Raw genomic sequence first — 21596 nt, forward strand, 5'->3', positions numbered from 1 at the left:
TTTCAAAAGTCTTTGCAAGATTCATGAAAAATTATAATCATTTACCCTATTTAATTTGGTACGTGTCACTTACTTTAGCAAGTATTTTTTTTGTAACCGAGCTTAATAGTGAAGAACAAAAAAATAATTCATTAGTGATTGAAGATGGTTCTAATACAAGTAAAATTATGAATGATATCTTAAGGCCAATGCCAATTGGGGATTTCAAATCTGCATCACAAAGAGTAAATATAAATAGAAATCCTTTTCAAGATCCTGCAAAGTCTGAATTGACAAATATTGATGATATTTACTCTGCTTTGGTATTTAAAGGTATAGCTAGATCAGGGGGCACATTAGTTGCAATTATAGAAACAGATGATGTTCAAAAAATTTACGAAGTTGGCGATTTAATGGATAATGGATTTACTATCGATTCGATTTCTTATGAAGAAACCTCAGTTGAAGTTAGTAATGGGTCCAGAAAATATAAATTAATTTTATCAGGTCTTAAATATGAAAATTGATCCATTATTTTTAGAAAAATATATTAATGCAAAAAGAGTAGAGGTTTTTGACTATTTTACTTTGATTTCAAAAGTAAAATTTCTAAGAAATAAATTTAAAGAAAGCAAGAAGTCTTTTCCTTTAATAAAAAAAATTTCTAGAACTGAAAAATATAGAAAAATTATTGAAAGAATTAAAAATTTAAAGATAGATAGTGAATTAAATGACAAATCAAAAAAAAGTAAAGATTCAGCTTCTTTAATCAAAGAAATTATGAGTTCTAGTAGCTACAAGAATATAATTTCTCAGATCAATCAATTTAAAAATAAAAAAGTTAAACAAAAAAAATTAAAAAAAAATAATAAAATACTTTCTTTAAAAAAGAAGGTTGTGAATAATGGTAATTTTGAAAACTTAATTTCTAAGATCAATAAATATAGATCAATATTTAGAAGTTCTTTAAAATTGCAAAAAAATGACTTTATCAAATATTTGGTTTCTAATTATAAATTAAATACCCAATTTTTTAGAGAATTAAAAAAATATCAATTCTTTAATAAAGATTATTTAGTAAAGCAAAACAATAATAAAAAGTTTGATCAAAAAATTGGAGTTGTTTTTTATTCTGATCATAATCTTATTTTTATAAGCTTAAATATTAATTTAAATAATAGAATTAAAATCAATGGAGTAACAGAAATACCAATACCAGGAAATGTCATTGGAGATTCTTTAGTAGAAGATAGTAATGAATTAGCTAATATTGCGCTCGATTCAATTAATCTATTAGATTTAAATTCCGCACCTCTTCTGGTGGTATTATCAAGTTCTTTTTTTAATATCCATACATTCAAAGCTTCCGATTTAAAGCAGATTTCACAATCAGATAGAAAAGTTCAGTCAAAAAGTCCTTACTTGCCAGATAATACACTTGTGGATTTTTTCAGGATGTCAGATGCTCAAATCTCAAATGGTTTTGTTAGAACAACTTACTCTAAAAAAGACTTTATTAAAGGTTGGACTGACACTTTAGAAATGATCGATCTTCCAGTAATTGGTCTGGTTCCAGCAGCGCCTTTGATTTTCGATGCCATAACAAAAATAACTTTAGAAGAAAAAACTGTTTTAATTGATATTGAATCAACGGTTACGACATTATTAATAGGGGGCGCATTATCAGAATTGAATTCTTATAAGCTTCCTTTTGGCTCAAGCTTATACATATCAAATAATCTTAAAAATTCAGGGAAAAATTATTTTGAAAGGGTTTCAAATTCAATTGAAGTTATAATGAAAGATAATAATGAGAAGCCACCTTTAAGTATATTCGTTATGGGCTCTGGATTAGATAATCTTATTAATTCTGAATTCGACATACCTAAAGGGTTTAAGAATATTGCAGAACTAAAATTATCTGATTTTTCTTATTCTCCAAAAACTATGCAAATACATGAAACAATATCAAATTCAATAGATTCAAGAATTTTTTCGCTTGCATCAATTTTGACATTATGCGTATAAATTATAATTTTGCTTTTCAAAACTCAAAATTAACCCCTTGGGAGAGGCCATCCCCCCCTAATCTGTTGATTTCAGATGCAAGTCTGAAGAAAAAAATTAGCTACATAATTGATCAGACTAAATTAAATAAGGAATTAATTTATCCCTCTATTTTTATTTTATTATCTAGTTTAGGGATGCAATTTTTAACTTTCTTTCCTAACAGAAATATCAAAAACTTAGAAAGTGATCACTTTGAGTACCAAGTTATTTCTCAGAAATTGTCTGATTTAGAATCCTCAAAAGCAAGATTTAGAAGAAAACTTAGAAATATTGATAAATATTTTACACAAGCCACAACATCATATATGTTTGCATTTTATTTACAAAACTCTGTACCCAAAGGTGTTCAACTTAATAGCTATTCATTTAGTGATAATGGTTTTGATATTATTGCAACCGCATTCAATCTTGATGCACTTAATGAATTTATAACTTTAATAGTTGAATCACCAGTAATACTTAAAGAGTCTGTAAGTATAAATCAAGTTAATAGAAAAGATTTTGCTAAATCAAATAATTCTGATCCCGTTCCTGATTTTGAGATGGAAATTTATGGAGCTATAAAAAAATTAGAAATAGCAAAAAGAAAAGATTTGTATATAGAATCTAAAGCAAATGGTTTACTTCAAAAATTAAAAAGATTTAACAATCTAAAATTTAAACTAGGATCTTAAGGAAATTGGCACAAAAAAACGATAATAATTTCTTCCAAAAACTTAAAGATATTGATCTTAATGAGATTTTTGGCAGTCTTAACGATTTTAAAATAGAGGATCTTAAAAATATCAATTACAAAAGATTGTTTTATGATATTCGCAAATCTAAGCACACCAAACCAATACTAGGCATTACTTTTGCTGGATTGTTATCCGTGCTTGTTTTAATACCCAAATTTGAATTATTAGTTTCAACACGTAAGAAGTTAAAGCAGTTTAGAAAAGAATCACAAAACTTGCCTTTTAAGCTTTCGCAATTAAAGGAGGCGAAGAAAGAATTTAAAGAAGTTGAAAAAATAATGACAGATGTTAATAATTCTTTTTTAAGAAATAATCAATTAGTTTTTATTACCCAACTATTAAATGAAGTAGCTTTAAAATCAAATGTAAGACTCAATTCTTTTTCGCCAATACTAAAGCCTGATTCCTCGAAATTATGTAAAAAGTCAACAATTCAAAAGCAATCAAAAGAATTCAAATCTAAACAAAAGAAACAAAATTCATCTCAGAAAGGTTCAACTTTAGATAATTTTTATGAGGTCAGTTTTAGTTCTGATTATTTAGATATCCTAAAGTTCCTTAATTTAGTTCAAGAATATGACGTAACTGTTATTCCTTATTGTTTAGAAGTTGAATCTGAATTAAACATTACAACACAAATTTCAAAAAAAGATACTAAAAATGAATCCTTAATTATTCCATTGGACGAACTTGGTAGACCTATTAATAGCTCTTATGAAATTGATGAAATAAAGGAAAATTCTAAATTAGGAAAAGTAATTACGAGGATTATTTTTAAGATCCCTTCTTATACCAGATAAATAATTTTCAAACAAACAAATTACTAATATAACTGAATAAAAATACTTGAGAATAAATTATTAGTCCTAAGTTAGTACAAATTGCTATCATTATAGGAAATATAATGACGAACATTGTATCCGCAAAGAAAGTCGATTCAAAGATCTATAGTTTTACTAGTATTTACATGTTTTTTTGGAGCGCCTAATATTGCTCAAGAATTGTTAAATACTAAATCTCAGAAGAAAATTTTTTTAGATAATAGTAAATCTTTCTTATCAGAATTAAAAATTTCTAATAAAGATAATTTCTCAAGAAATCAACTTATTTCATCCTCCATAATAAATCCGAATCTTTTAGATATTGAAGGCCCGAAAGTTTCTTTAGTTTTCAAACAAGCTAAAGCAAAGGAAATTTTTGAGTATTTAGCAAAAATAGCAAATTATGGATTCGTTTGGGTTAAAAATAATCCTAATGATGAATCTAAGTTCGATAATGATCGTTTAATATCTATGACTTTGAATGATGAGACTTACAAAAAGGCATTTAACTCCCTGCTTCTGGCCAGTGGGTTACAAGCAAAATTACATGATAATGTCTTATATGTTGGACCTAATGTCAGGAACACTGTATTTACTCAAAGAGCTACAGATGTTTATCAATTAAATCAAATTAGCGCAAGTTCAGCCGCTGACTACTTAGCCAATCTTGGAGCTAGCGTTACTAAAACATTTACTATCACAACTTCAGTTACTTCTGGGACGTCTCAATCTCAAGCGGTACAAGGTTCTTCTGCTTCGTCAACTACCACAGATCAATCAGAAACTTCTGTAAAAGTATATGGAGCGAGTATTGGTCCATTGGTTGGACTTATTGCAACAACGGATGAAAGATTACAAACAGTCACCATGGTTGGTGAAGATCAATTAATAAATTTAGCGAAATCATTTTTGGGAAAATTAGATATCAGACAAAAACAAGTTGCTTTAAGCGTTAAAGTTTTGGACGTAAACTTGTCTGATAAGAATTCCTCAATGAAAGATTATGGGGGTACTTTGGATGATGCATTTATTATTGGTACACAAGGAAAAATAAAATCTGCATTTGGTGCATATTTGCCTACATTCCCAGATGCAGGCGGTTCGCTTAATTCTAATCCAGGTTCTACTATTCAAAACAAATCTTTTTTTGGATTACTTGAGGCAAGTATAGAAAATGGATCAACCAAAGTATTAGCAAGTCCTACTTTATTACTGAGTGAGTCTAAACTAACTGATGCGGGAAATGATAAAGGTATTGGAAGAAAAATTGGTAGCGAAGGATTTGTAGTTATTGGAGATAAGGTTCCAGTAGATGCTACGCAGGGAGAAGGAGGAGCATGTTCCTATAGTTACGATACTGTTGGAGTGAGTTTAGGAGCAAAGATTTTGGGAATCGATGAAAATAATTACGTTACTTTCACAATGACTCCTATTGTTACTGGAATATCAGGAAGCTTTAATGTGGTTGGATGTGGATTGGTATCTAAAATAAATAATAGAAGGCTTGATACAGGTGCAATTCGTATAAAAGATGGAGAGACTCTAGTACTTACTGGAATAATCCAAGAGACTGATGTAGATACAACTTACAAATATCCAATACTTGGCGATATTCCTTTATTAGGAGCTTTGTTTAGATCAAAACAAACTAATAATGATCAAAGAGAATTAATTATTTTAGTCACTCCAAAAGTCTTAGATGACGATACCACTATTAATAACAAAAAATATGATCTTGAATTTATTAGTGAAGATGCAAATAACTTATATAATAATTTAAATTCTAAATAAAGTACTTTTATTTAATTTTTATTAAATGCTTACTTTATTTGATATGAACGCAATAAGATTCTGCTCCCTTTGATAGTGAACCTAACCATTGGTTATTGAAAATATTTTTTGAATCTTCGCAGTAGTTGTTATAAAGAGATATGCTGTCGATTAATAAAGCTCCAGTAGCAGATTTACTTCTAGTGAACTGATTATATTCACTTACTATATCAGCGAAATCTCCTTCAGATGATCCAGCACAAGGTTGTCCAGAAGATGCAGAAACTATATTTGGCTTCCATGCGCTTAAAATTATCAACTGACCGACATATTCAGATTCTAAAATTCTGCAAATGTCATCCCAAGGATCTATTGCAGTTTCTCTTTCTGCTCTTAAATTATTTAAAAAGTTCAATGCATTAACTTTATTTGTAGAAGAAAGTTCTTGAGGTCCATTTTCAAACAAATAATTTGAAGAACTATTATTTGAAATAATTTGAACATACATTTTATTACCATCGGACAGATTATTTGATGATGGTAATTGATTTATATGTTGTTTTAAGCTGCTTATCATATATTCAAACAAATTCTTACCATTTATTCTTGGAGATAATACTTCAGGTTCACTAATTGGCTGCCAATTACCATTTATTATTTCACCGTTGAAGTGAAGGTAATCTTCATGCATAAAAAAAGAATTATCTATTAAATAGGTAATTCTATTAGATCTTAAACAAACGCCAAGCCAACAGCACTTTCCCCCAAAACATAATGGGGAATTATCAAAGTTATTTAAATTTAACTGAGAAATATTAATTTGACTTTGATCTTGTATCGAACTGAATCCACCTATTGAAGCTATAGATCTTAGTTGATTATTATTTATTCCTTCTTGAGGATCGCCAGCCTCAATTTGTATTTCGATTGCTTTTTTAAATTCATCTACACAAAATGAAATCCCTTTTATTGTTTTTAATGAATCCCATCCATCAGGACAATTGATTTTTTTATAATTTGTCGATGAAGTAATTCCATCGAGTAATATTGTTTCCTGAAATTTTATAAAGGAAGGTGATATATAATATCCTAATTCATTGTATTGGGGGCCATATCTTATTAGTGTATATGGCGATTTTTCGTTATTTTGACTTGGTCTAAGAGAATAAACAATTGGACATTCAACTTGATTTAAAGTAAGTTGATCACCCTTTGGCATATAGTCGCTTTTAGCAAGAGCTTGATTTGGTATGCTTATTCCAAAAAGGAATTCTCCTTCATCGGGCATTTTGCAGTTGTTATTGAATAGAGTAATATCCGCTTCGTTATCAATTATTCTTTTACTTGATTTCACTTCATCTAAAATAAAATCCAAAGTATCACTTATTCTTCCATTGATTCCCATTTGAGTTTCATCAATTTTATTTCCCCTGAGAGCAATTTGTAATATTGAAAATCCAATACTTATTGCAGTTATTGACATAGCCCCTGCAATTATCAGTTCAATTATTGTAAAGCCATTTTTTTTATGTATTTTATTATTCATTCTATTTAAGATGCTTCACACTTATTGGGAGTTAAAATATTATTTTGATCTATTTGACTTACTGGCATTTGACCTGAAATCCACTCTTTATCTATGAATTTCCCTTTAACAATATGACCTGTTGGCGATTTTATGACGAGGCAGTTTAGTAGTTTTGCCCCTGAATTAAAGTATCTTGAGCCTATTACAATAACCACTGAACCATCTGAACTTATTCTTCCGTTTGGAGTAATGCGAAAGTCTAAATTTGTGACTTGAAAAATAGAATTATTGATGGCTGGGGCCAAGGAATTAATGGTTCTGGATTGTCCACTACAAGAAACATCATAACCATAATAGTTTTTATCATTAGGAACGCTATTATAAGAAATCGAATTTGTATTAACATTACAAATAGAACCCCATCTTCTAGCATCTAATCTTACTACTCGGAAATATTCTCTTAGTTCTCTAGTATAAGAGTTTACTTGTTCTGTCCTAATCCAATTTAGAAAACTGGGTAACATTAAACCTGAAAAAATACTTATTATCCCTACTACAATTATAAGTTCAACTATAGTAAATCCAAAAGATTTACTTTTTAAAAGAGATTTCTTACTCAAAAGTGAGTTCATTTTAAATAATTTGTTCACACCAGCTATGAGCTTCTGGAGTCAGGTCAATACTTAACCAATGTTTGTTATTTTCTCCCCATTGCACTCTGTAATTTAATGTTGCTATGGAATTATTTAGTGATTCATTATTAATAGGTGCAGAGATATTCAATTCTCTTGTTATTAGAACCTTACCACCGCTAAATACTTTGCTTCTCTCTTTACCAGGTTGCCAGGATTGAATCATTTCGTTTTCTGAACTAGAGTCCAAAACCCAACTTGGTAGATTAATTATTTCCTCTGAAAAGTTACTACATGTTTGGTTTGATAATCTATATTCACCAGAGTTTTTATCGTAAGACATAGACCATAAATCTAATTTTAATCTCTCGATATCTCTTTCAATTTCTTTATTTATGGAACGAATGAGGTTAGAAGAATGAACTGTACCAAGACGTAAAGAGGAGAAATAAATTCCATATGTAATAACCCCTGCTAAAAGACTTATGCTAAGTATGGCGTCAACCATTCCAAAACCATTTTTTTTAAAACTTATATTTTGAGTAATTATTTGATTTAATTTCTTATTTATATTCATTGAAAATCTCGCAGAGTATCCCAAAGGATTATTGATTTACCTCTATAGTATTTAATTCCCCAATTAAATTCATTACCATGCCATTCTTTTATTTTTTCTTTAAAGCTTTCAGAAAATTCCCATGTTTTATCTCCAGTAGCATCAAAACATAAATTTTTTACCCATGCCGCACCTGTAAAGTTCCTAATTGTTTCTTTATTAAGAGATTGAACTTTAATATTGAAAGCTTCTAACCAAAGTTTAGCTAAATTGTAATCTGTTAAATTACTTCCTAAATTAATATCATTTTCATCATTTTTAGGATTAAGGATTGCGAAATGACCTGGATAGGAATACATCATATTTTGATTATTTAAACGATTGATATTTATTGTTTGAAAGCTTCTTAAATGATAATTACCAGTAGAATTATCAAAAAGTAAAAACACGTTATTTGTCAATGAATTAAATTGTGTACCTAATGGTAAATCACTTACTCTTTCTCCAACTCCTATAACCTCAATATTATTGAAAAGATTGCTTTCTCTTAAACCTCCATATGGTATGAGTCTTAGGTCAGAATTTAAAATAAGGTTTGTAATCTTGTCATCAACTGAATTACCAATTGTATTTTTAATATATCCGTAAGATCCTCTTGAAGTTATTACCATCCCGCTATTGATTCCCTCTTCTTCATTATTAATTTGAACCCAATTAGAGTTTGGCGTTACTGAAATAAAAGTAGTCTTTGGTCCATAAATAAAAGAACCAAATTTGCTTGTAGAATCATCACTTGTATTATCAATTAAAAAGCTATGTCCAGGTAAAAGATTATTATCTATTGGGTAACTAATATTTGCATATGTAATATTGTTTTTAAAAGCTACCCCACCATTGTTATCTTCACGATTGCAAACTAATTTGTTTATTTCAGATTGATTTTTTTGTTTAAAAAGTATAGTAAGGTTTTCTGGCTTACCAGTTCCGCAATCTCCAGTTCCATTTTTATGGCAGAAAATGCCTCCATTGCTTATATCAATATCCCCCATTATTTCAAGGATAACTTTTGATTCATCGGTAGTGGAGACTTCGAATTTCGAACCAGGACCTTTTGCGTAAAGTGAATATATACGATAAGTTTTTTGAGTTGAATTTTCTGCATCTAATTTGCAATTGGTATTAATATCTTCATAATTATTTTTTGTACAAATTAATGTTCCAATATCGATTACATTTTTCAATCTAGGTTGTTTGGGAAGACTCAAAGGTTGTATCCATATTCCCCCATTCCCAGGTTCAGGTAATATTGAATTTTCTCCTTTAGCTAATTCTTTTAAATTTTGACAGTCATTAATATTATCAAGATTCATCCTCCAAATTATCGAACCTTTTGCATTATAAAAAGGAAGTATATTTAGATTTCCAAGGAAAAGAGAATCTTTTTTATCTGAATTATTTTCTCCAATTCCAAAGAAACCGAATCCTGATTCTGGTATATCGCTATTTACTTGAATATTGACTCTTAGTTTATTTGAAGCAGATTCTTTAGTACTATCTATTGGGGATGATATACCTTCAATAAGAATTGAATTAATACCAGAATTTTCAGTGCCTATATATTTTGTAGAAATTAAGTTAAAAGATTGTTCAAATTCTTTTTCTAAATTTGCTGAAAAGTTTCCTATTATGTTTGACCCAATGAATAAATTCCTAACTAGTTGCTGTTCTTCCTCCCACGATGAATTTTCATTAGTTGTACAGAAAGGAGCTTTTTGCCTACCACTGCAGTTCTCTTCATCATTACACCAAGAATCATCAGTCCAATATTCATTGGATGGATTCGATATATTTGTTAATTCACAATCAGTAGATTTATCTGAGCAATTATTTACAATCCAAAAATAATTAAATAATCTCCCTCGAGAATTGTCATTAAATAATGAACGTAATCTAGCGATCCCTGAATAAGAAGAAGCTTTTGCTAGAAGTTCTTGTCTATTTATTCTTGATCCAGTTAGGCTTAATATTGATGCCGCCATTAAGCCACTTACACCTACTGCAATTCCAATTCCTATTATTAATATTTGAGGTAAAGCAAATCCTTGATTATTTTTTATGAAACTAATTTGAAAAAATTTTTTCCAATAAAACATTTAATTAAAAAAGTTTGAAAACAAACTTTTAGTTTTCTTATAGACTAAGAATTATTGTTGACACGGACGGTAGGTTCTAACCCCTTTACCATCAGCTTCTGTGGCTGCTTTTGCTGTGAATTCATAAACTTCAGAAAGAGCAACTTGCGGAGCATAACAACCTGTTACTGCACTTCCATTCGCAGCATATGCAGTCCCATTGGGATTCGCTAATACTTGAAACTCTTCGTTCCCATTAATAGTTGCTAACTGAAATGAAATAGCATAATGTCCAGATGACGAGACAAATGAAGTATCAGTATTAGCTAGTGCAACTGGAGTTGCATTTTTGCAAACTGGGCCACCAGTAGTAGCAGCATCTGAATGTCCGCATTTTTGAAATTTTGCGTATTCTGAAAGTTGCAGAGCAGTTGAAGGTAAACCTCCATATTCAGTTTGGTAGGCAGTAGCTGCTTTAATCAGTGCCGCAACAATTCCAGTGGCCTCTTTTTGTTTAGCTTTATCAGCAGCAGTCATGAATTGTGGAATTGCTATCGATGATAAAATTCCAATCATCATAACGACAACAATTAATTCAACTAATGTAAATCCATCTTCTGAATTCAATTGCTGAATAGAAGAAAGATTTTTAATTTTATTAATTCTTAGTTTTGGGCTAAATAAACTAGACCTGAAAAATTTTCTCATTTTTAGAAAAATTTTATACCTACTAGTAATTTTACTGTTTCTTTCAAAATGTGACAATAAAAAACCATTTTGTAATATTGAAAATTATATCTAATGTTTAAATTTCTGTTTTTTTACAATTTCTATATATAAATAAAATAAATAAAGTAATTTATATTATCAATAATGTTTTTGAAACAAAAAAAGATGATCATAAAAAAAATTAGAAAAAAACAGGAAAATGGCTTTTCAATAGCTAATCTTTCTGTTGCTTTAGCCATTATTGGGATTCTGGCAACAATGTTGGTGCCAAATTTTTCTTCCGCGCTTGAATTTTTAGAGGTTTTGGTAGCGGAAAAATATTTATTAAAAAGCGTTAGGGAATGCCAGTCAGATTTAATAAAAAACGAATTATCTCCTCAATATGATTTGCAAATTAATAATTCTGGAATAGGAATTTTTAAAAACAACAAATATATTTTTTCTTACACAGGTAATCAAGGTGCATGTATTAATGAAATGAATACAGAGGGAAACAGAATTAAAATAACAAAATCTAGTACTGGACAAAACTTAAATTACTCATTAATAATAAATGTAATTACTGGGGAGAAAACTTATGAGGGTCAACTTCCAGTATGGCTTGATTGGTGGGAAGGAGCTTACTCACCAATTATTCCAGAAAATGATCCCTTATTAAATGAATACCAATAAGTTTACAGAATTACTCTAAATCATTCTCAATTCTAAAATGTAAATCTTCTGCAGCAAATTGCCAATAATGTTTGGTTGAAAATATTAATTTATCTATTTTTCTTAAATCAGCCTCTAGCCACTTAGGCCCTAAATGAGATAGTTGAAATTCCTCTTCAAATACTTTTTTGCCATTTCTATAAGCTTCTATTTTTAATTCTTCTCCATTCGCCTTACCCCACCCTACAGTAAAATAACCCCCCACAAAATCGAAAGTTTTTCCTTTGAAAGCCTCTATAGTGACTGGATGCCCAGAACTGCTATATGCTATTCCATGGCCACTATTCAATATATTCACGTATCCTGGACCTCTTGCTGTTTTATTATTTATTGCCAAAAGATAATTCCATTTTAATCCCAAGTGTCCGTCAGGAATTTTCTCAAGATCTGAATATTGAATCCAATCAAAGTTTTCTATTTTCAATTTACCCGCAATTGGCAACTTATTTTCACCTGCAACAATATTCATTAACTCGATTGGAGCATGATTGACATTAATGATTTTTTTTTGCATCCAATTTATTGATTTACTTTTGAAAATTAATTGCCAGTTTCCTTTGTAAACAGGAAATATAAATTCACTATTTTTCCCTAACTTAACATGTTCCTTTTTTTTATTTGGGCTTATCGCTTTAATAGTTAAATCACTAGGTAATTTTTGTTCCCTTCCCTTAATTTGTCCTTTGATAGTTAAATTTGGAGCTAAGCCTACCCAGTTTGGAGGCTCTTTTGCAATTAAACCTCCAGGGGAGCCAATCTTTCGCAAGAAAAATATTTTTTGAGTCTTGTTTCCTGTTGTTATTCGCCAATTTGGCGGTTCTAAAACTTTAAAAGTATATAGTTCATTATTTTTATTTATATGCCTATAGTTTGAACTTCCCAAGGCCATTTTGAAGTTTGTATATCCGTTTGCATTTGATTTTGCAATGACGCTTATTCCATCTGGTTTAATTAATTCTGTTTCAACTCCCACCATAGATTTATCTCCTAAATCATATATTCCATTTCTATTCCTATCATGGAAAATATAAACAGATATATTTAGATTTCCTGGTTCGAGTCGATTAAAATTACTTTTCTCATATGGGTGAGCTTTGACAAAAATATTGATCGTAGATAAAGAAATGATAAAAAGCTTGGTAAAAAATTTCTTAAAAATTGAATTCTTAAAATCTAGACTTTTTATTTTTTTCAAGTATTTTGATCTCTCGATTACCATTTCATAAATCATTTGTAAATATTGTACTTTTTACCTAAACCAAGGAGGTATTAGAGATTCATCTTGATTTATTTCAAGTTTAGAGCTTTCGTTTGTTTCTTCTAAGTTCACTCTCTTATTGGAAGTATTAAATTTTTCAACGGTTTTTGTGATAGTAAATTTTTGTTTGTTTTCACTAATACCTGAAAGTGATGGTTGTTCATTGATATCAGATATTTGGCTATTTCTACTGCCTGAGCCATTCCCATTTCCTGTTCCATTCCCTATTCCATTCCCTATTCCATTTCCTATTCCATTCCCTACTCCATTTCCTACTCCATTTCCTACTCCATTTCCTACTCCATTTCCTACTCCATTCCCTATTCCATTCCCTATTCCATTTCCTATTCCATTCCCTACTCCATTTCCTACTCCATTCCCTATTCCATTCCCTACTCCATTTCCTATTCCATTTCCTACTCCATTTCCTACTCCATTTCCTACTCCATTTCCTACTCCATTCCCTACTCCATTTCCTACTCCATTCCCTACTCCATTCCCTACTCCATTCCCTACTCCATTCCCTACTCCATTTCCTACTCCATTCCCTACTCCATTTCCTATTCCATTTCCTATTCCATTCCCTACTCCATTTCCTATTCCATTTCCTATTCCATTCCCTACTCCATTTCCTATTCCATTTCCTATTCCATTTCCTATTCCATTTCCTACTCCATTTCCTACTCCATTTCCTATTCCATTTCCTACTCCATTTCCTATTCCATTTCCTACTCCATTTCCTACCCCATTTCCTTGGGAGATAAGAGAACCGCAAGTTATATAATCCTTTTCTCCTTTATCATATCCTGAAAATTCTTTAACTAAACTCACGCCACTTGTGGGACTATAACAACCAATAACGGCATTCCCTTCATCTTTGTAATTTAAACCGTTTGGATTAGCTTTAACCAGAAACATTGAACCCTCTTCCCTAATATAGGATGAAGACATCTCAATTTTGTAATTACCAGAGGGCGAGAAAAAGCTTATATCATTTTTTTCTACAGGAGTTGGTTTTATATTCTTGCAAGATAATCTTCCATTTATATCGACATCATTTGCATTACATTTTTTCAAATCTGAAAATTTAATTATTTCGCCAAAGGATGAAGGTAAATAAGCATATAAGCCGTAATTTGATTTTGCTGCTTTGAGAATTGAATTTACAATTAAGGTAGCTTCTTTTTGTTTCGCTTTATTCTGTGACGAATTGAATATAGGGAATATTATCGATCCTGTTATGCCAAGAAGAGTAATAACAAATATGAATTCTACAAATGAAAACCCATTAATTTTTGAGTTCTTATTTAATAAGTATTTATTATGTTTATTTGTATTTATCAAAATTTCGTTATTAGATTTCTGTGAAAAATGCTCTCAATATTAAAGGAGCCACCGAAATTGACTTTATGTTTTTTCCATCTCCATAGACCTCTAAATTTCTTTGAAATTTAATATCAATATTGCCTTTTGTCTTTTTGTTTAAGGTAATAGGAGGAGATAATTCAACATTATAAAAAAGATATTTTGTCTTTTCTCCATAGCTTTCTATAAAATTTTCATTTAAACCAATTGCAGTTAGTTTATACCCGTTGTAGTTTAAATCGCATCTAGAGAAAGTCCCGCCATTATTATCACAATATTTGTTATCTAGATTGTTTAAACCTCGCCAATTAGTAAGTTTTTCACTGAACTTTTTCGGAACTTCGAAATTATCTTTTGCTTTCAGAACATTTTTAGGACCTTTTTTACCAGTATTCCACGAGTTCTCATTTGAAGAGAATTTTCCTGAAACGGTAAATTTATTTTTAAAGATAATGGAAATATATTTATATTCTCTATTATCAAGATTATTTTCTGGTATTTCTAATTTTGAATTATTTGTTAAGTTTAATTTCCTGGAATTAATTTTTTTATCATACAAGCTTAAACATAATGAGCCTGCATAATCAGGAGTAGTTCTAAACTCTGGAAATGGATTTTTTGGACATATATCTACTTTTTCAATTTCTACATTGTATGAATAAGCTTTTATTAGGCAAGGAACACCTTTAGGAATTTTACTATTGCAATTTAAAATTGTTGAAGAGGCATGTATAGGCTTTAATTGGAAAGAAGTAAAACTTGTAAGATAAGCTATTAAAAAATATGATATTTTACTAATTTTCATTATTCAAAAAAAACTCTTGGATTTAAATTCCTTTGTAAAATTTATTTGATTAATATTTTATACCTAATTTGGGATCAATCCAAAAACATTTAGAGATGAATAAAAAATGATTTTTGCTTCCTATTATCTCAAATGTCTTCTTAGATAATTTTTTTGTATTAATAATGTGTTTAATTTTTCTATCTTTTTTTGATGTATCATAACCATATTCAATTGTAGTGATAATTAATTTGTTATCAAGAAGTTTCGAATAAAATTCAATTGAATCTTCACTAAAATATCCAGATTCGTATCTTTCACTTTTTAGAAAAAATTCATCTTTTTTCTGATCATAAAAATATAATTTACCATCATTTAAATCAAAAATATAATCATTATATTTTTCATCTTGTATATTTGATTCACATCTTATTGCTTGAAAATTATTGAACAATATTGGATTATTTTTGCTGCAACCCGTAAAAAAAAATAATAAAAATATGCATATTTGTTTTTTATTCATGAGTTTTACTTTTCTAGAATTAACTTATATCTAACAATTGAAAGAATTAAGCAGCCTGATCTGAAAAATTTAGCTTTGTCCAACCATCATCCAGAAGCTTTTTTAATTTGTTTAAAGCTCTTATTGTTGTAAGTCTTTTCTTGAAAATAAACTGCTTATTATTCGATTTGGAAATTTCCCAATAAATGATAAATCCTTCATTAAAAGGGTTATTAAAGTCCCTTTCAAAAACCACTAATTCACTCTTGTTTTTATTAATCAATGAAATTTTGGGATACATCAAAATTTGAGAGTATCTTAATTCAGTTAACAACCTCATCTCTATGTGTCAAGTAAAATTACACTAGGCATCTAATAATTAGTTCTTTATTCTTATTTTTAATTTTTTAAAATCAAATAAATGAGGCTTTGACTTTATATGATTTAAAAGATTTAATTTAAATAACAAAAATTTAAAACACTAATAATTCTATCAAGGAAATGATTCATAGGAAAATTCTATTTTTAATTTTCTTTCTAAATTTCTTCCTTTCATCTTGTGCATTAATAAATCAAGATATTAAACACAATGTCGTCAAAAAAACAAAAATATCTGAAGAGAAGAAAATAGCAAAATTTCTTGAGGAAAAAGATCCAAAAAACTTAAAAGCTGAATTAAATTTTTCTGAGAAAAATACCAAAGAAATTAAGCTAATTAAAATGAAAATAAATAATAATGAAAAAGTTGAAAATATTTCAAAATCAATAAAAAATTTCTATCTAAACTTTGCTTTTGGTTATTCAAATTTAGAAAATTATGATGTTTATAATACTTCTACGAATAAAGCGATATGGGATGATAGGTATACTGAATTAGGTTATACTAATGAGATAGGTTTAGGTTATGACTTTGGGAAAATAAGAACAGAAATATCATATGCTCAAGAAAATGGAAGATTTGATGAATATCTTACTTATTTTGACAAAAGTATTACTAAAATCGGAGATGACAGAGGGAAATTACATAAAGACTTTTACATAATAAATACTTACTATGATTTCAGATCAAGAAAAAAAATCTCACCATTCATTGGCTTGGGAATTGGATTTGTTAATAGTGTTCAAGATTCAGCTCCTTTTATTCCTGAATATGTAAGACAAGCATTCGTATTACAGCTAAAAGGAGGTTTGAGTTATGAGTTTTATAATAAAAACGTCATATATGTAGAGGGATTTATTAGGAATGCAAAATCTCACACAACAAATGATGGCTTGGGTACACCTTATATATACGAAGCTAAAGATGGCTTTGATTCATCAGGAATACAAATGGGATTTAGAAGAATTCTTTAAAATAAAAAACTTCTATGCAAAATATTTAATTATTCAAACCTAAAACATTGTGAGGGATTTCTGGGGTTCCAGTAAATACATTTAGGTTTTGCTTCTTTAGCTAATCTAGCCTCCTCAGCTAATTTTGCCTCTTCAGCTAATTTTGCCTCTTCAGCTAATCTAGCCTCTTCAGCTAATCTTGCCTCTTCAGCTAATCTTGCCTCTTCAGCTAATCTTGCCTCTTCAGCTAATCTTGCCTCTTCAGCTAATCTAGCCTCCTCTGCTTTTTTGATTTGAAACACGGTAAAACAAGACATGAAATCTTTCCCCCCAGCATTAAAAGGTGAATATTCTTTAATATTTGATATTCCTGCGATTGGGTTGAAGCAACCAGTTACACTACTGCCCATATTTTGATAGCGAACTCCATTTGGAATTGCTCTTACTTGAAAGATAATATCAGAATTACTTATTTCAGTTGTTTTGAGTTCAACTTTATAATTTCCTGATGGAGAGTAAAAATATTTTTCATCACCATCTATTGGAGCAATAGTATTTGGATTGCAAACTTCGCTACCTTTCATCTCAACTTCTTGAGAGATACACTCATGCAAGGATGCAAATTTATTAAGAGATTTTACTTTAGTTGGTAAAAATGAAGTTAATGAATAATTAGCTTTTACTGCTTTAAGAACACTATTTACTATTAGAGTTGCTTCTTTTTGCCTTGCTTTATTAATTACAATCCCAAACAAAGGAAGAGATATACTAAAGGTCAATCCAATAATTAAAGTTATGAGAAGAATTTCAACTATCGTATATCCTTGTTGTTCTTCTTTGAAAGTATTTTTTTTGGGAAAAAAGATTTCTTTTTTCATAAATCAATCAACTATACCAAGCATCTCACTTTATATTCTTTTGTCTAGCTGCATATTAAAAAAAGCCCAAAAATCTGCCACTTAGCTAGAAATAAATCGTTTAAAAAAATGTAAGAGTTTTATTTAATTGCTTTATAAAAGAAAGTTAGTTAAAAATGAACTTATCCGAAATTAACATTTTCTTGAAATAAACCAAATAAGTTATTCCCAATTATGGCAGAGATTATTAAAACTAAGGCAACTATGGCGAAAAGAGCACTTACATCTTTTATGTCATAAGGTGCTTTAAATAAAGGTTTCTGGTCTGCCATAATTATCAGATATATAAATGCAATTAAATCATATTAATTTAATTCTTGTTATAAAGTATTAAATGTTTTTTTTGATTAAGTTTGGACAATAAAAAAAGCCACTAAAAGTGGCTTTTTTTATTTATTGGATAATTGAACTAGCTTGTATAAGCTTTTCCTCTATAAGTTAGTACGTTGTGCTGCTTTTTAGCGGCTTCCTTGTTTTGGACGTACTTTTGCCCTCTGTAAATTAGAGTCATTTTTTAAGCTCCGGTTTCGCTTAAGTCCCCGTTCCATGGCTTAAGTCGATTTGCGGCTTGCTATACGCAAGTTGAACGTTTTGGTAGCGGTTGCTACAATTTAATAATAACATTCATGAAAATTATTTGTCTAGTTCTTTAATAAAAAAAAACTTAATACTTAAATAATGAAATATGGTCCTACTTAAGAAATTTGTTTTTTTATTTATGTAGTTTCTTGCAGGTTACATTTTGTTCGTTTTTGAGAAGTATTTTTTATTTAATGAACTTTTAAATGTAAAATTCTTAAGATTATAAAATTTGTTTTATGTTTTCTAGAAGCAAAAAACCTACAGTAAAAAAATCCGCAATAGTTGAAGAGACTCCATTATTTGCTCAATTATTACCATTCGCAAACAGAATGAATGATAAGGTTCAATTAGTAAATGCTTTGGCCTTTACTTTCATTATGGGATTCTCAATTTTTGGAATTGCTTTATGGAAACTATCAGGACTAACTTAATTATTTAATTTTTGCAAAGCATCAATTTTTGATTCTTTGTTTTTAATTATGGTTATTAACCACCTTGAGGCTAGACCTCTGGATATCGATCTGTTTTTTAGAAATCTACATATATAAATGTGTAGATTTTTTTCGTTTTTGGAGTTAAATTTTTCCTCAAAATCTAAGATATCTTCTTCTGATGTTCTTTTTCTTAGCTCATCAACTAATGCATGACTAGAGGAATCATTAAATAAGTTCCCAATATTTAAGCTTAATGTCATAAATAATTTATGTCCCTATTTAAGAAGTAGCCATAAATTAAATTTTTAAAAACTAATTTATATTTTTTATTTACATATAATTCAAAATTTAATCTTTTGGTTTAGCCAGAGGAAGTAGACACTTATCTGAATCACAACCTGCTGGTCCTGCTTCAGATAGTTCTCCAACATCATATTTATTTAGAGCGTCAAAGAAATCATTATTAACTTTCCTTTCTATTACTTTATTTTGCAATGATATATATTCCTCTTTACTTATTGGTTCAAAGGGTAATCTAGGGAAAGTAGCGTTTGCACTAAATCGAGCTAACAATGCTGCTGAAATATATCCCTCATTATTTTCTATCGCATTATGAATAGCCTTAGCTAAATCCTCGATTTCATTTTCTCTAAATTCTACGGTTGCAGAGGTATTATGCTCTGTGTAAAATTTTTGCACTTGCATGTAAAAATCAAATTGAGCTAATGCTGAGAAATTATTGATATCTATTTGGTCTGCGCCTTCTATATTTGCCCAACTAACTTCTGTAGGGATTTCAACTAACCATTCTGTACATCTTGGATCAAATGGATTATCAAGCAAACAGCCATTTTCATCCTTATCAGATTGAGATGGGACAACTGAGTAACCATAATCCATGCAAGCTAATGCGATTGGATCATTTTTCCTGAAAGTTATTCTTCTTATGAATCTTTGAGCTTTTGGAGGATGCCATCCTGGAGCTGCTCCAGTAAGAAGACTTTTAGTCCCAGCTGGCTGAACTGTTGTGCATCTATTTGGTCTCCTTAGATTATGCTTATCACAATATTCCCATACAGTTTCTTTTACTATTTTTCTCCACGAATCTAAGAATTCAGCTTCCTTTTCTTTGAATGCCTTCCCTTCTTCACTATTTGGCCTTCCTGCTTCCCACCACTTCAACCATGGTGTCCCAAATGCGTGGACGCAGAAATCAAACAATCCAGTGAAACTTACCCCTACGATAGGATCATATTCTCTACTTTTCCTGTAACGCTCGACTTCAAATTCATGATTGAGTAAGCATGCTACAGAAAGAGCTGCAGCTTTGAAAGCCTTTTTTTGCTCTTCAAAATTTCCGGGATCAATCTGATTTAAATGAACTTCAGCTAAATTGCAGTGAAAATCATTTCCCAATATCTCCCCGCAGGGGTTAAGTCCATATCTGCTCATCCTGTGATCGAGCTCTTCTTCAGAAAATGGGCCATAACTACTATTTATCCAATTTCTCGCTTCATCCTTACCTTGTTCTGAGTAGATTTCAATAAATTCCTTTCTTAATTCATCGTCCTTGAGGATATCTGCATTTGATCTTGCGATTGCTTCTGGAGCAAATTGAATAGCCCCCTCACCTGAATGGAATTGTTTGGTTACGGCATCCAAAATAGTTTGGTATGTGGGTTTTGTATGGTAAACCCTGGTATGATTAGCCATCCTGAGGGCATCTTTTTCAGGATCTATTCTCCAATTACCATTTGCATCTTGACTCCATAGATTTTCTTTTGCAGATGCCGCCTCCTTATCATTTGAGGCAAATTGCCTCATTCCAGCACTTCTTCTTATATTCCCAGCAACTATAGTTACTGCAGCTTCATCAATTAGTAAACAACATTCTACTGTACTTAATTTCCTGCCTATTGCCTTTCCAAGAAGTGATGCGACTCTAGAGTAGAGATCTTTCAATTTAATAGGATTTGCCATCCCACCAAAACCTTTTAATGATTCTCCAGCAGGTCTAATATCTTCCAAATTTATATAAACATCAATTTCTCTTTCAAGATTTTCATTACTTGATGCCTCAAGAAGATATTTGTAACTATCTACCCAGCCTCTTCTGCTATCTCCAACTTTGATGTGAAGATCTTTTCCTTTGATTTCTAATGATGACTTTTCTTCTCTTTGATCTTTAGGAGTTATTCCAACTTCACTGACTGATTTAATATTTATTTTGTTTAAAACTGTAGGAAGTTTGTTTATAAAATGAGGTTCAATTATTGCACCTGTTCCACATCCCATCATTGCTAAGTCCATCATTAATGCGAAGGCTTCCCAATCAATTAAGTTCGTTGATGTACAGTTGTATGCTCCTGAAAAATTTGGGTTCTTATTAATCCAAGGGGTTCCGCCTATCCATAACCATCTCCCTGAAGGTTGAGCTTTTTGGTTACTTTGCATCTCTCTCATTAGGATCAACTCTTCCTCGGAAAGTTTTCCTAGTTCTTTTAATCCCGATAAATTCCTTTCGCCAACTTCGCTCCAGTTCTCCCTTTTGCCAGATGAAGTTTTTCTGCTGTAAGATCTGAAAAAAACAGGATAAGCAGCTGGCGCAGTCTTTGGAAAATCATCTTTTTTAAGATTATTCGAATTGCTCTCAGAAGAAGCTTTATTTGGTGCAACAGTCACGATAAAAAAAAATGTATGTAAATAACCCGTACTGGAAGAATAACTCTACCTGTGGCGTCTGCAACCATTCTTACC

Annotated in this window: 23 protein-coding genes; 8 read left to right on the forward strand and 15 right to left on the reverse strand. The window is 30.2% G+C overall.

Annotated elements, in window-relative coordinates:
• The first annotated feature begins 23 nt into the window (after window positions 1-23).
• The 5 genes from HA145_RS03445 to HA145_RS03465 all read left to right on the forward strand — a co-directional run bounded on the left by HA145_RS03445 (window position 24) and on the right by HA145_RS03465 (window position 5398).
• Window positions 24-506, forward strand: a complete 483-nt coding sequence (locus HA145_RS03445) for a hypothetical protein (protein ID WP_209127862.1) — start codon at window positions 24-26, stop codon at window positions 504-506.
• Entirely contained in the window at window positions 496-2007 is a 1512-nt protein-coding gene (locus HA145_RS03450; RefSeq protein WP_209127863.1) for a hypothetical protein, read from the forward strand. The genes HA145_RS03445 and HA145_RS03450 overlap by 11 nt, the downstream gene beginning before the upstream one ends.
• Entirely contained in the window at window positions 1998-2723 is a 726-nt protein-coding gene (locus HA145_RS03455) for a PilN domain-containing protein (RefSeq protein WP_209127864.1), read from the forward strand. The genes HA145_RS03450 and HA145_RS03455 overlap by 10 nt, the downstream gene beginning before the upstream one ends.
• A 5-nt stretch (window positions 2724-2728) precedes the next feature.
• The gene (locus HA145_RS03460; RefSeq protein ID WP_209127865.1) at window positions 2729-3586 is read left to right on the forward strand and encodes a hypothetical protein; all 858 of its coding nucleotides are present in this window, start codon (window positions 2729-2731) and stop codon (window positions 3584-3586) included.
• Between the two features lie 201 nt (window positions 3587-3787).
• A complete protein-coding gene (locus HA145_RS03465) occupies window positions 3788-5398 on the forward strand; it encodes a type II secretion system protein GspD (RefSeq protein ID WP_245151773.1) in 1611 nt (536 codons plus the stop codon).
• 34 nt (window positions 5399-5432) lie between these two features.
• Here the strand turns inward: HA145_RS03465 and HA145_RS03470 are convergent, their stop codons facing one another.
• The 5 genes from HA145_RS03470 to HA145_RS03490 are packed head-to-tail and all read right to left on the reverse strand — an operon-like array spanning window position 5433 to window position 10933.
• On the reverse strand, window positions 5433-6923 hold the full coding sequence (locus HA145_RS03470; protein WP_209127867.1) for a PulJ/GspJ family protein: 1491 nt from the start codon (window positions 6921-6923) through the stop codon (window positions 5433-5435).
• Window positions 6924-6928: 5 nt separating this feature from the next.
• The gene (locus HA145_RS03475) at window positions 6929-7537 is read right to left on the reverse strand and encodes a pilus assembly FimT family protein (protein ID WP_209127868.1); all 609 of its coding nucleotides are present in this window, start codon (window positions 7535-7537) and stop codon (window positions 6929-6931) included.
• 1 nt (window position 7538) lies between these two features.
• The gene (locus HA145_RS03480; RefSeq protein WP_209127869.1) at window positions 7539-8138 is read right to left on the reverse strand and encodes a hypothetical protein; all 600 of its coding nucleotides are present in this window, start codon (window positions 8136-8138) and stop codon (window positions 7539-7541) included.
• A complete protein-coding gene (locus tag HA145_RS03485) occupies window positions 8111-10246 on the reverse strand; it encodes a hypothetical protein (RefSeq protein WP_209127870.1) in 2136 nt (711 codons plus the stop codon). The genes HA145_RS03480 and HA145_RS03485 overlap by 28 nt, the downstream gene beginning before the upstream one ends.
• Before the next feature lie 51 nt (window positions 10247-10297).
• The gene (locus HA145_RS03490) at window positions 10298-10933 is read right to left on the reverse strand and encodes a type II secretion system protein (protein WP_209127871.1); all 636 of its coding nucleotides are present in this window, start codon (window positions 10931-10933) and stop codon (window positions 10298-10300) included.
• Between the two features lie 186 nt (window positions 10934-11119).
• Here HA145_RS03490 and HA145_RS03495 point away from each other — a divergent pair, with 186 nt between their 5' ends.
• The gene (locus HA145_RS03495; protein WP_209127872.1) at window positions 11120-11626 is read left to right on the forward strand and encodes a type II secretion system protein; all 507 of its coding nucleotides are present in this window, start codon (window positions 11120-11122) and stop codon (window positions 11624-11626) included.
• 10 nt (window positions 11627-11636) lie between these two features.
• Here HA145_RS03495 and HA145_RS03500 read toward each other — a convergent pair whose 3' ends face one another.
• From HA145_RS03500 to HA145_RS03520, 5 genes are read right to left on the reverse strand one after another with little or no spacing between them, the layout of a single operon-like run.
• Complete coding sequence (locus tag HA145_RS03500; protein ID WP_209127873.1) at window positions 11637-12896, reverse strand: hypothetical protein; 1260 nt, start codon at window positions 12894-12896, stop codon at window positions 11637-11639.
• 18 nt (window positions 12897-12914) lie between these two features.
• Window positions 12915-14267, reverse strand: a complete 1353-nt coding sequence (locus tag HA145_RS03505; protein ID WP_209127874.1) for a type II secretion system protein — start codon at window positions 14265-14267, stop codon at window positions 12915-12917.
• A 10-nt stretch (window positions 14268-14277) separates the two neighbouring features.
• The gene (locus HA145_RS03510) at window positions 14278-15093 is read right to left on the reverse strand and encodes a hypothetical protein (RefSeq protein WP_209127875.1); all 816 of its coding nucleotides are present in this window, start codon (window positions 15091-15093) and stop codon (window positions 14278-14280) included.
• Between the two features lie 49 nt (window positions 15094-15142).
• The gene (locus HA145_RS03515) at window positions 15143-15595 is read right to left on the reverse strand and encodes a hypothetical protein (RefSeq protein WP_209127876.1); all 453 of its coding nucleotides are present in this window, start codon (window positions 15593-15595) and stop codon (window positions 15143-15145) included.
• 46 nt (window positions 15596-15641) lie between these two features.
• Window positions 15642-15875: a hypothetical protein gene (locus HA145_RS03520; RefSeq protein ID WP_209127877.1), complete on the reverse strand. Its 234-nt coding sequence runs from the start codon at window positions 15873-15875 to the stop codon at window positions 15642-15644.
• A 200-nt stretch (window positions 15876-16075) separates the two neighbouring features.
• Here HA145_RS03520 and HA145_RS03525 point away from each other — a divergent pair, with 200 nt between their 5' ends.
• On the forward strand, window positions 16076-16927 hold the full coding sequence (locus HA145_RS03525) for a hypothetical protein (RefSeq protein WP_209127878.1): 852 nt from the start codon (window positions 16076-16078) through the stop codon (window positions 16925-16927).
• 29 nt (window positions 16928-16956) lie between these two features.
• Here the strand turns inward: HA145_RS03525 and HA145_RS03530 are convergent, their stop codons facing one another.
• The 3 genes from HA145_RS03530 to HA145_RS03540 form a co-directional block, all read right to left on the reverse strand.
• On the reverse strand, window positions 16957-17784 hold the full coding sequence (locus HA145_RS03530) for a hypothetical protein (RefSeq protein ID WP_209127879.1): 828 nt from the start codon (window positions 17782-17784) through the stop codon (window positions 16957-16959).
• A gap of 161 nt (window positions 17785-17945) precedes the next feature.
• Window positions 17946-18095, reverse strand: coding sequence for a hypothetical protein (locus HA145_RS03535; RefSeq protein WP_209127880.1), 150 nt, complete (start codon window positions 18093-18095; stop codon window positions 17946-17948).
• Window positions 18096-18232: 137 nt separating this feature from the next.
• The gene (locus HA145_RS03540; protein WP_209127881.1) at window positions 18233-18334 is read right to left on the reverse strand and encodes a DUF4278 domain-containing protein; all 102 of its coding nucleotides are present in this window, start codon (window positions 18332-18334) and stop codon (window positions 18233-18235) included.
• 307 nt (window positions 18335-18641) lie between these two features.
• Here HA145_RS03540 and HA145_RS03545 point away from each other — a divergent pair, with 307 nt between their 5' ends.
• Entirely contained in the window at window positions 18642-18836 is a 195-nt protein-coding gene (locus HA145_RS03545; RefSeq protein WP_011818162.1) for a hypothetical protein, read from the forward strand.
• On the opposite strand, the gene HA145_RS03550 is transcribed toward HA145_RS03545, so the two are convergent.
• Together HA145_RS03550 and nrdJ are read right to left on the reverse strand one after the other, a co-directional pair.
• Window positions 18833-19099: an RNA recognition motif-containing protein gene (locus tag HA145_RS03550; RefSeq protein WP_209127882.1), complete on the reverse strand. Its 267-nt coding sequence runs from the start codon at window positions 19097-19099 to the stop codon at window positions 18833-18835. The two genes, HA145_RS03545 and HA145_RS03550, sit on opposite strands and share 4 nt — an antisense overlap.
• 88 nt (window positions 19100-19187) lie before the next feature.
• Window positions 19188-21521: a ribonucleoside-triphosphate reductase, adenosylcobalamin-dependent gene (gene nrdJ / locus HA145_RS03555; RefSeq protein WP_209127883.1), complete on the reverse strand. Its 2334-nt coding sequence runs from the start codon at window positions 21519-21521 to the stop codon at window positions 19188-19190.
• Window positions 21522-21596 lie beyond the last annotated feature (75 nt).

The sequence above is a fragment of the Prochlorococcus marinus XMU1411 genome, from assembly GCF_017696075.1.
GTDB classification, from domain to species: Bacteria; Cyanobacteriota; Cyanobacteriia; order PCC-6307; family Cyanobiaceae; genus Prochlorococcus_A; species Prochlorococcus_A marinus_V.

Excerpts from the sequence above, each read along its gene's own strand:
- HA145_RS03455 (WP_209127864.1), top strand. The coding sequence starts at position 1,998 with ATGCGTATAAATTATAATTTTGCTTTTCAAAACTCAAAATTAACCCCT.
- HA145_RS03530 (WP_209127879.1), bottom strand. The coding sequence starts at position 17,784 with ATGAAAAAAGAAATCTTTTTTCCCAAAAAAAATACTTTCAAAGAAGAA.
- HA145_RS03515 (WP_209127876.1), bottom strand. The coding sequence starts at position 15,595 with ATGAATAAAAAACAAATATGCATATTTTTATTATTTTTTTTTACGGGT.
- HA145_RS03445 (WP_209127862.1), top strand. The coding sequence starts at position 24 with ATGAAAAATTATAATCATTTACCCTATTTAATTTGGTACGTGTCACTT.
- HA145_RS03510 (WP_209127875.1), bottom strand. The coding sequence starts at position 15,093 with ATGAAAATTAGTAAAATATCATATTTTTTAATAGCTTATCTTACAAGT.
- HA145_RS03475 (WP_209127868.1), bottom strand. The coding sequence starts at position 7,537 with ATGAACTCACTTTTGAGTAAGAAATCTCTTTTAAAAAGTAAATCTTTT.
- HA145_RS03495 (WP_209127872.1), top strand. The coding sequence starts at position 11,120 with ATGATCATAAAAAAAATTAGAAAAAAACAGGAAAATGGCTTTTCAATA.
- HA145_RS03545 (WP_011818162.1), top strand. The coding sequence starts at position 18,642 with ATGTTTTCTAGAAGCAAAAAACCTACAGTAAAAAAATCCGCAATAGTT.
- HA145_RS03520 (WP_209127877.1), bottom strand. The coding sequence starts at position 15,875 with ATGTATCCCAAAATTTCATTGATTAATAAAAACAAGAGTGAATTAGTG.
- HA145_RS03500 (WP_209127873.1), bottom strand. The coding sequence starts at position 12,896 with ATGATTTATGAAATGGTAATCGAGAGATCAAAATACTTGAAAAAAATA.
- HA145_RS03550 (WP_209127882.1), bottom strand. The coding sequence starts at position 19,099 with ATGACATTAAGCTTAAATATTGGGAACTTATTTAATGATTCCTCTAGT.
- HA145_RS03470 (WP_209127867.1), bottom strand. The coding sequence starts at position 6,923 with ATGAATAATAAAATACATAAAAAAAATGGCTTTACAATAATTGAACTG.
- HA145_RS03535 (WP_209127880.1), bottom strand. The coding sequence starts at position 18,095 with ATGGCAGACCAGAAACCTTTATTTAAAGCACCTTATGACATAAAAGAT.
- HA145_RS03450 (WP_209127863.1), top strand. The coding sequence starts at position 496 with ATGAAAATTGATCCATTATTTTTAGAAAAATATATTAATGCAAAAAGA.
- HA145_RS03540 (WP_209127881.1), bottom strand. The coding sequence starts at position 18,334 with ATGACTCTAATTTACAGAGGGCAAAAGTACGTCCAAAACAAGGAAGCC.
- HA145_RS03485 (WP_209127870.1), bottom strand. The coding sequence starts at position 10,246 with ATGTTTTATTGGAAAAAATTTTTTCAAATTAGTTTCATAAAAAATAAT.
- HA145_RS03490 (WP_209127871.1), bottom strand. The coding sequence starts at position 10,933 with ATGAGAAAATTTTTCAGGTCTAGTTTATTTAGCCCAAAACTAAGAATT.
- HA145_RS03525 (WP_209127878.1), top strand. The coding sequence starts at position 16,076 with ATGATTCATAGGAAAATTCTATTTTTAATTTTCTTTCTAAATTTCTTC.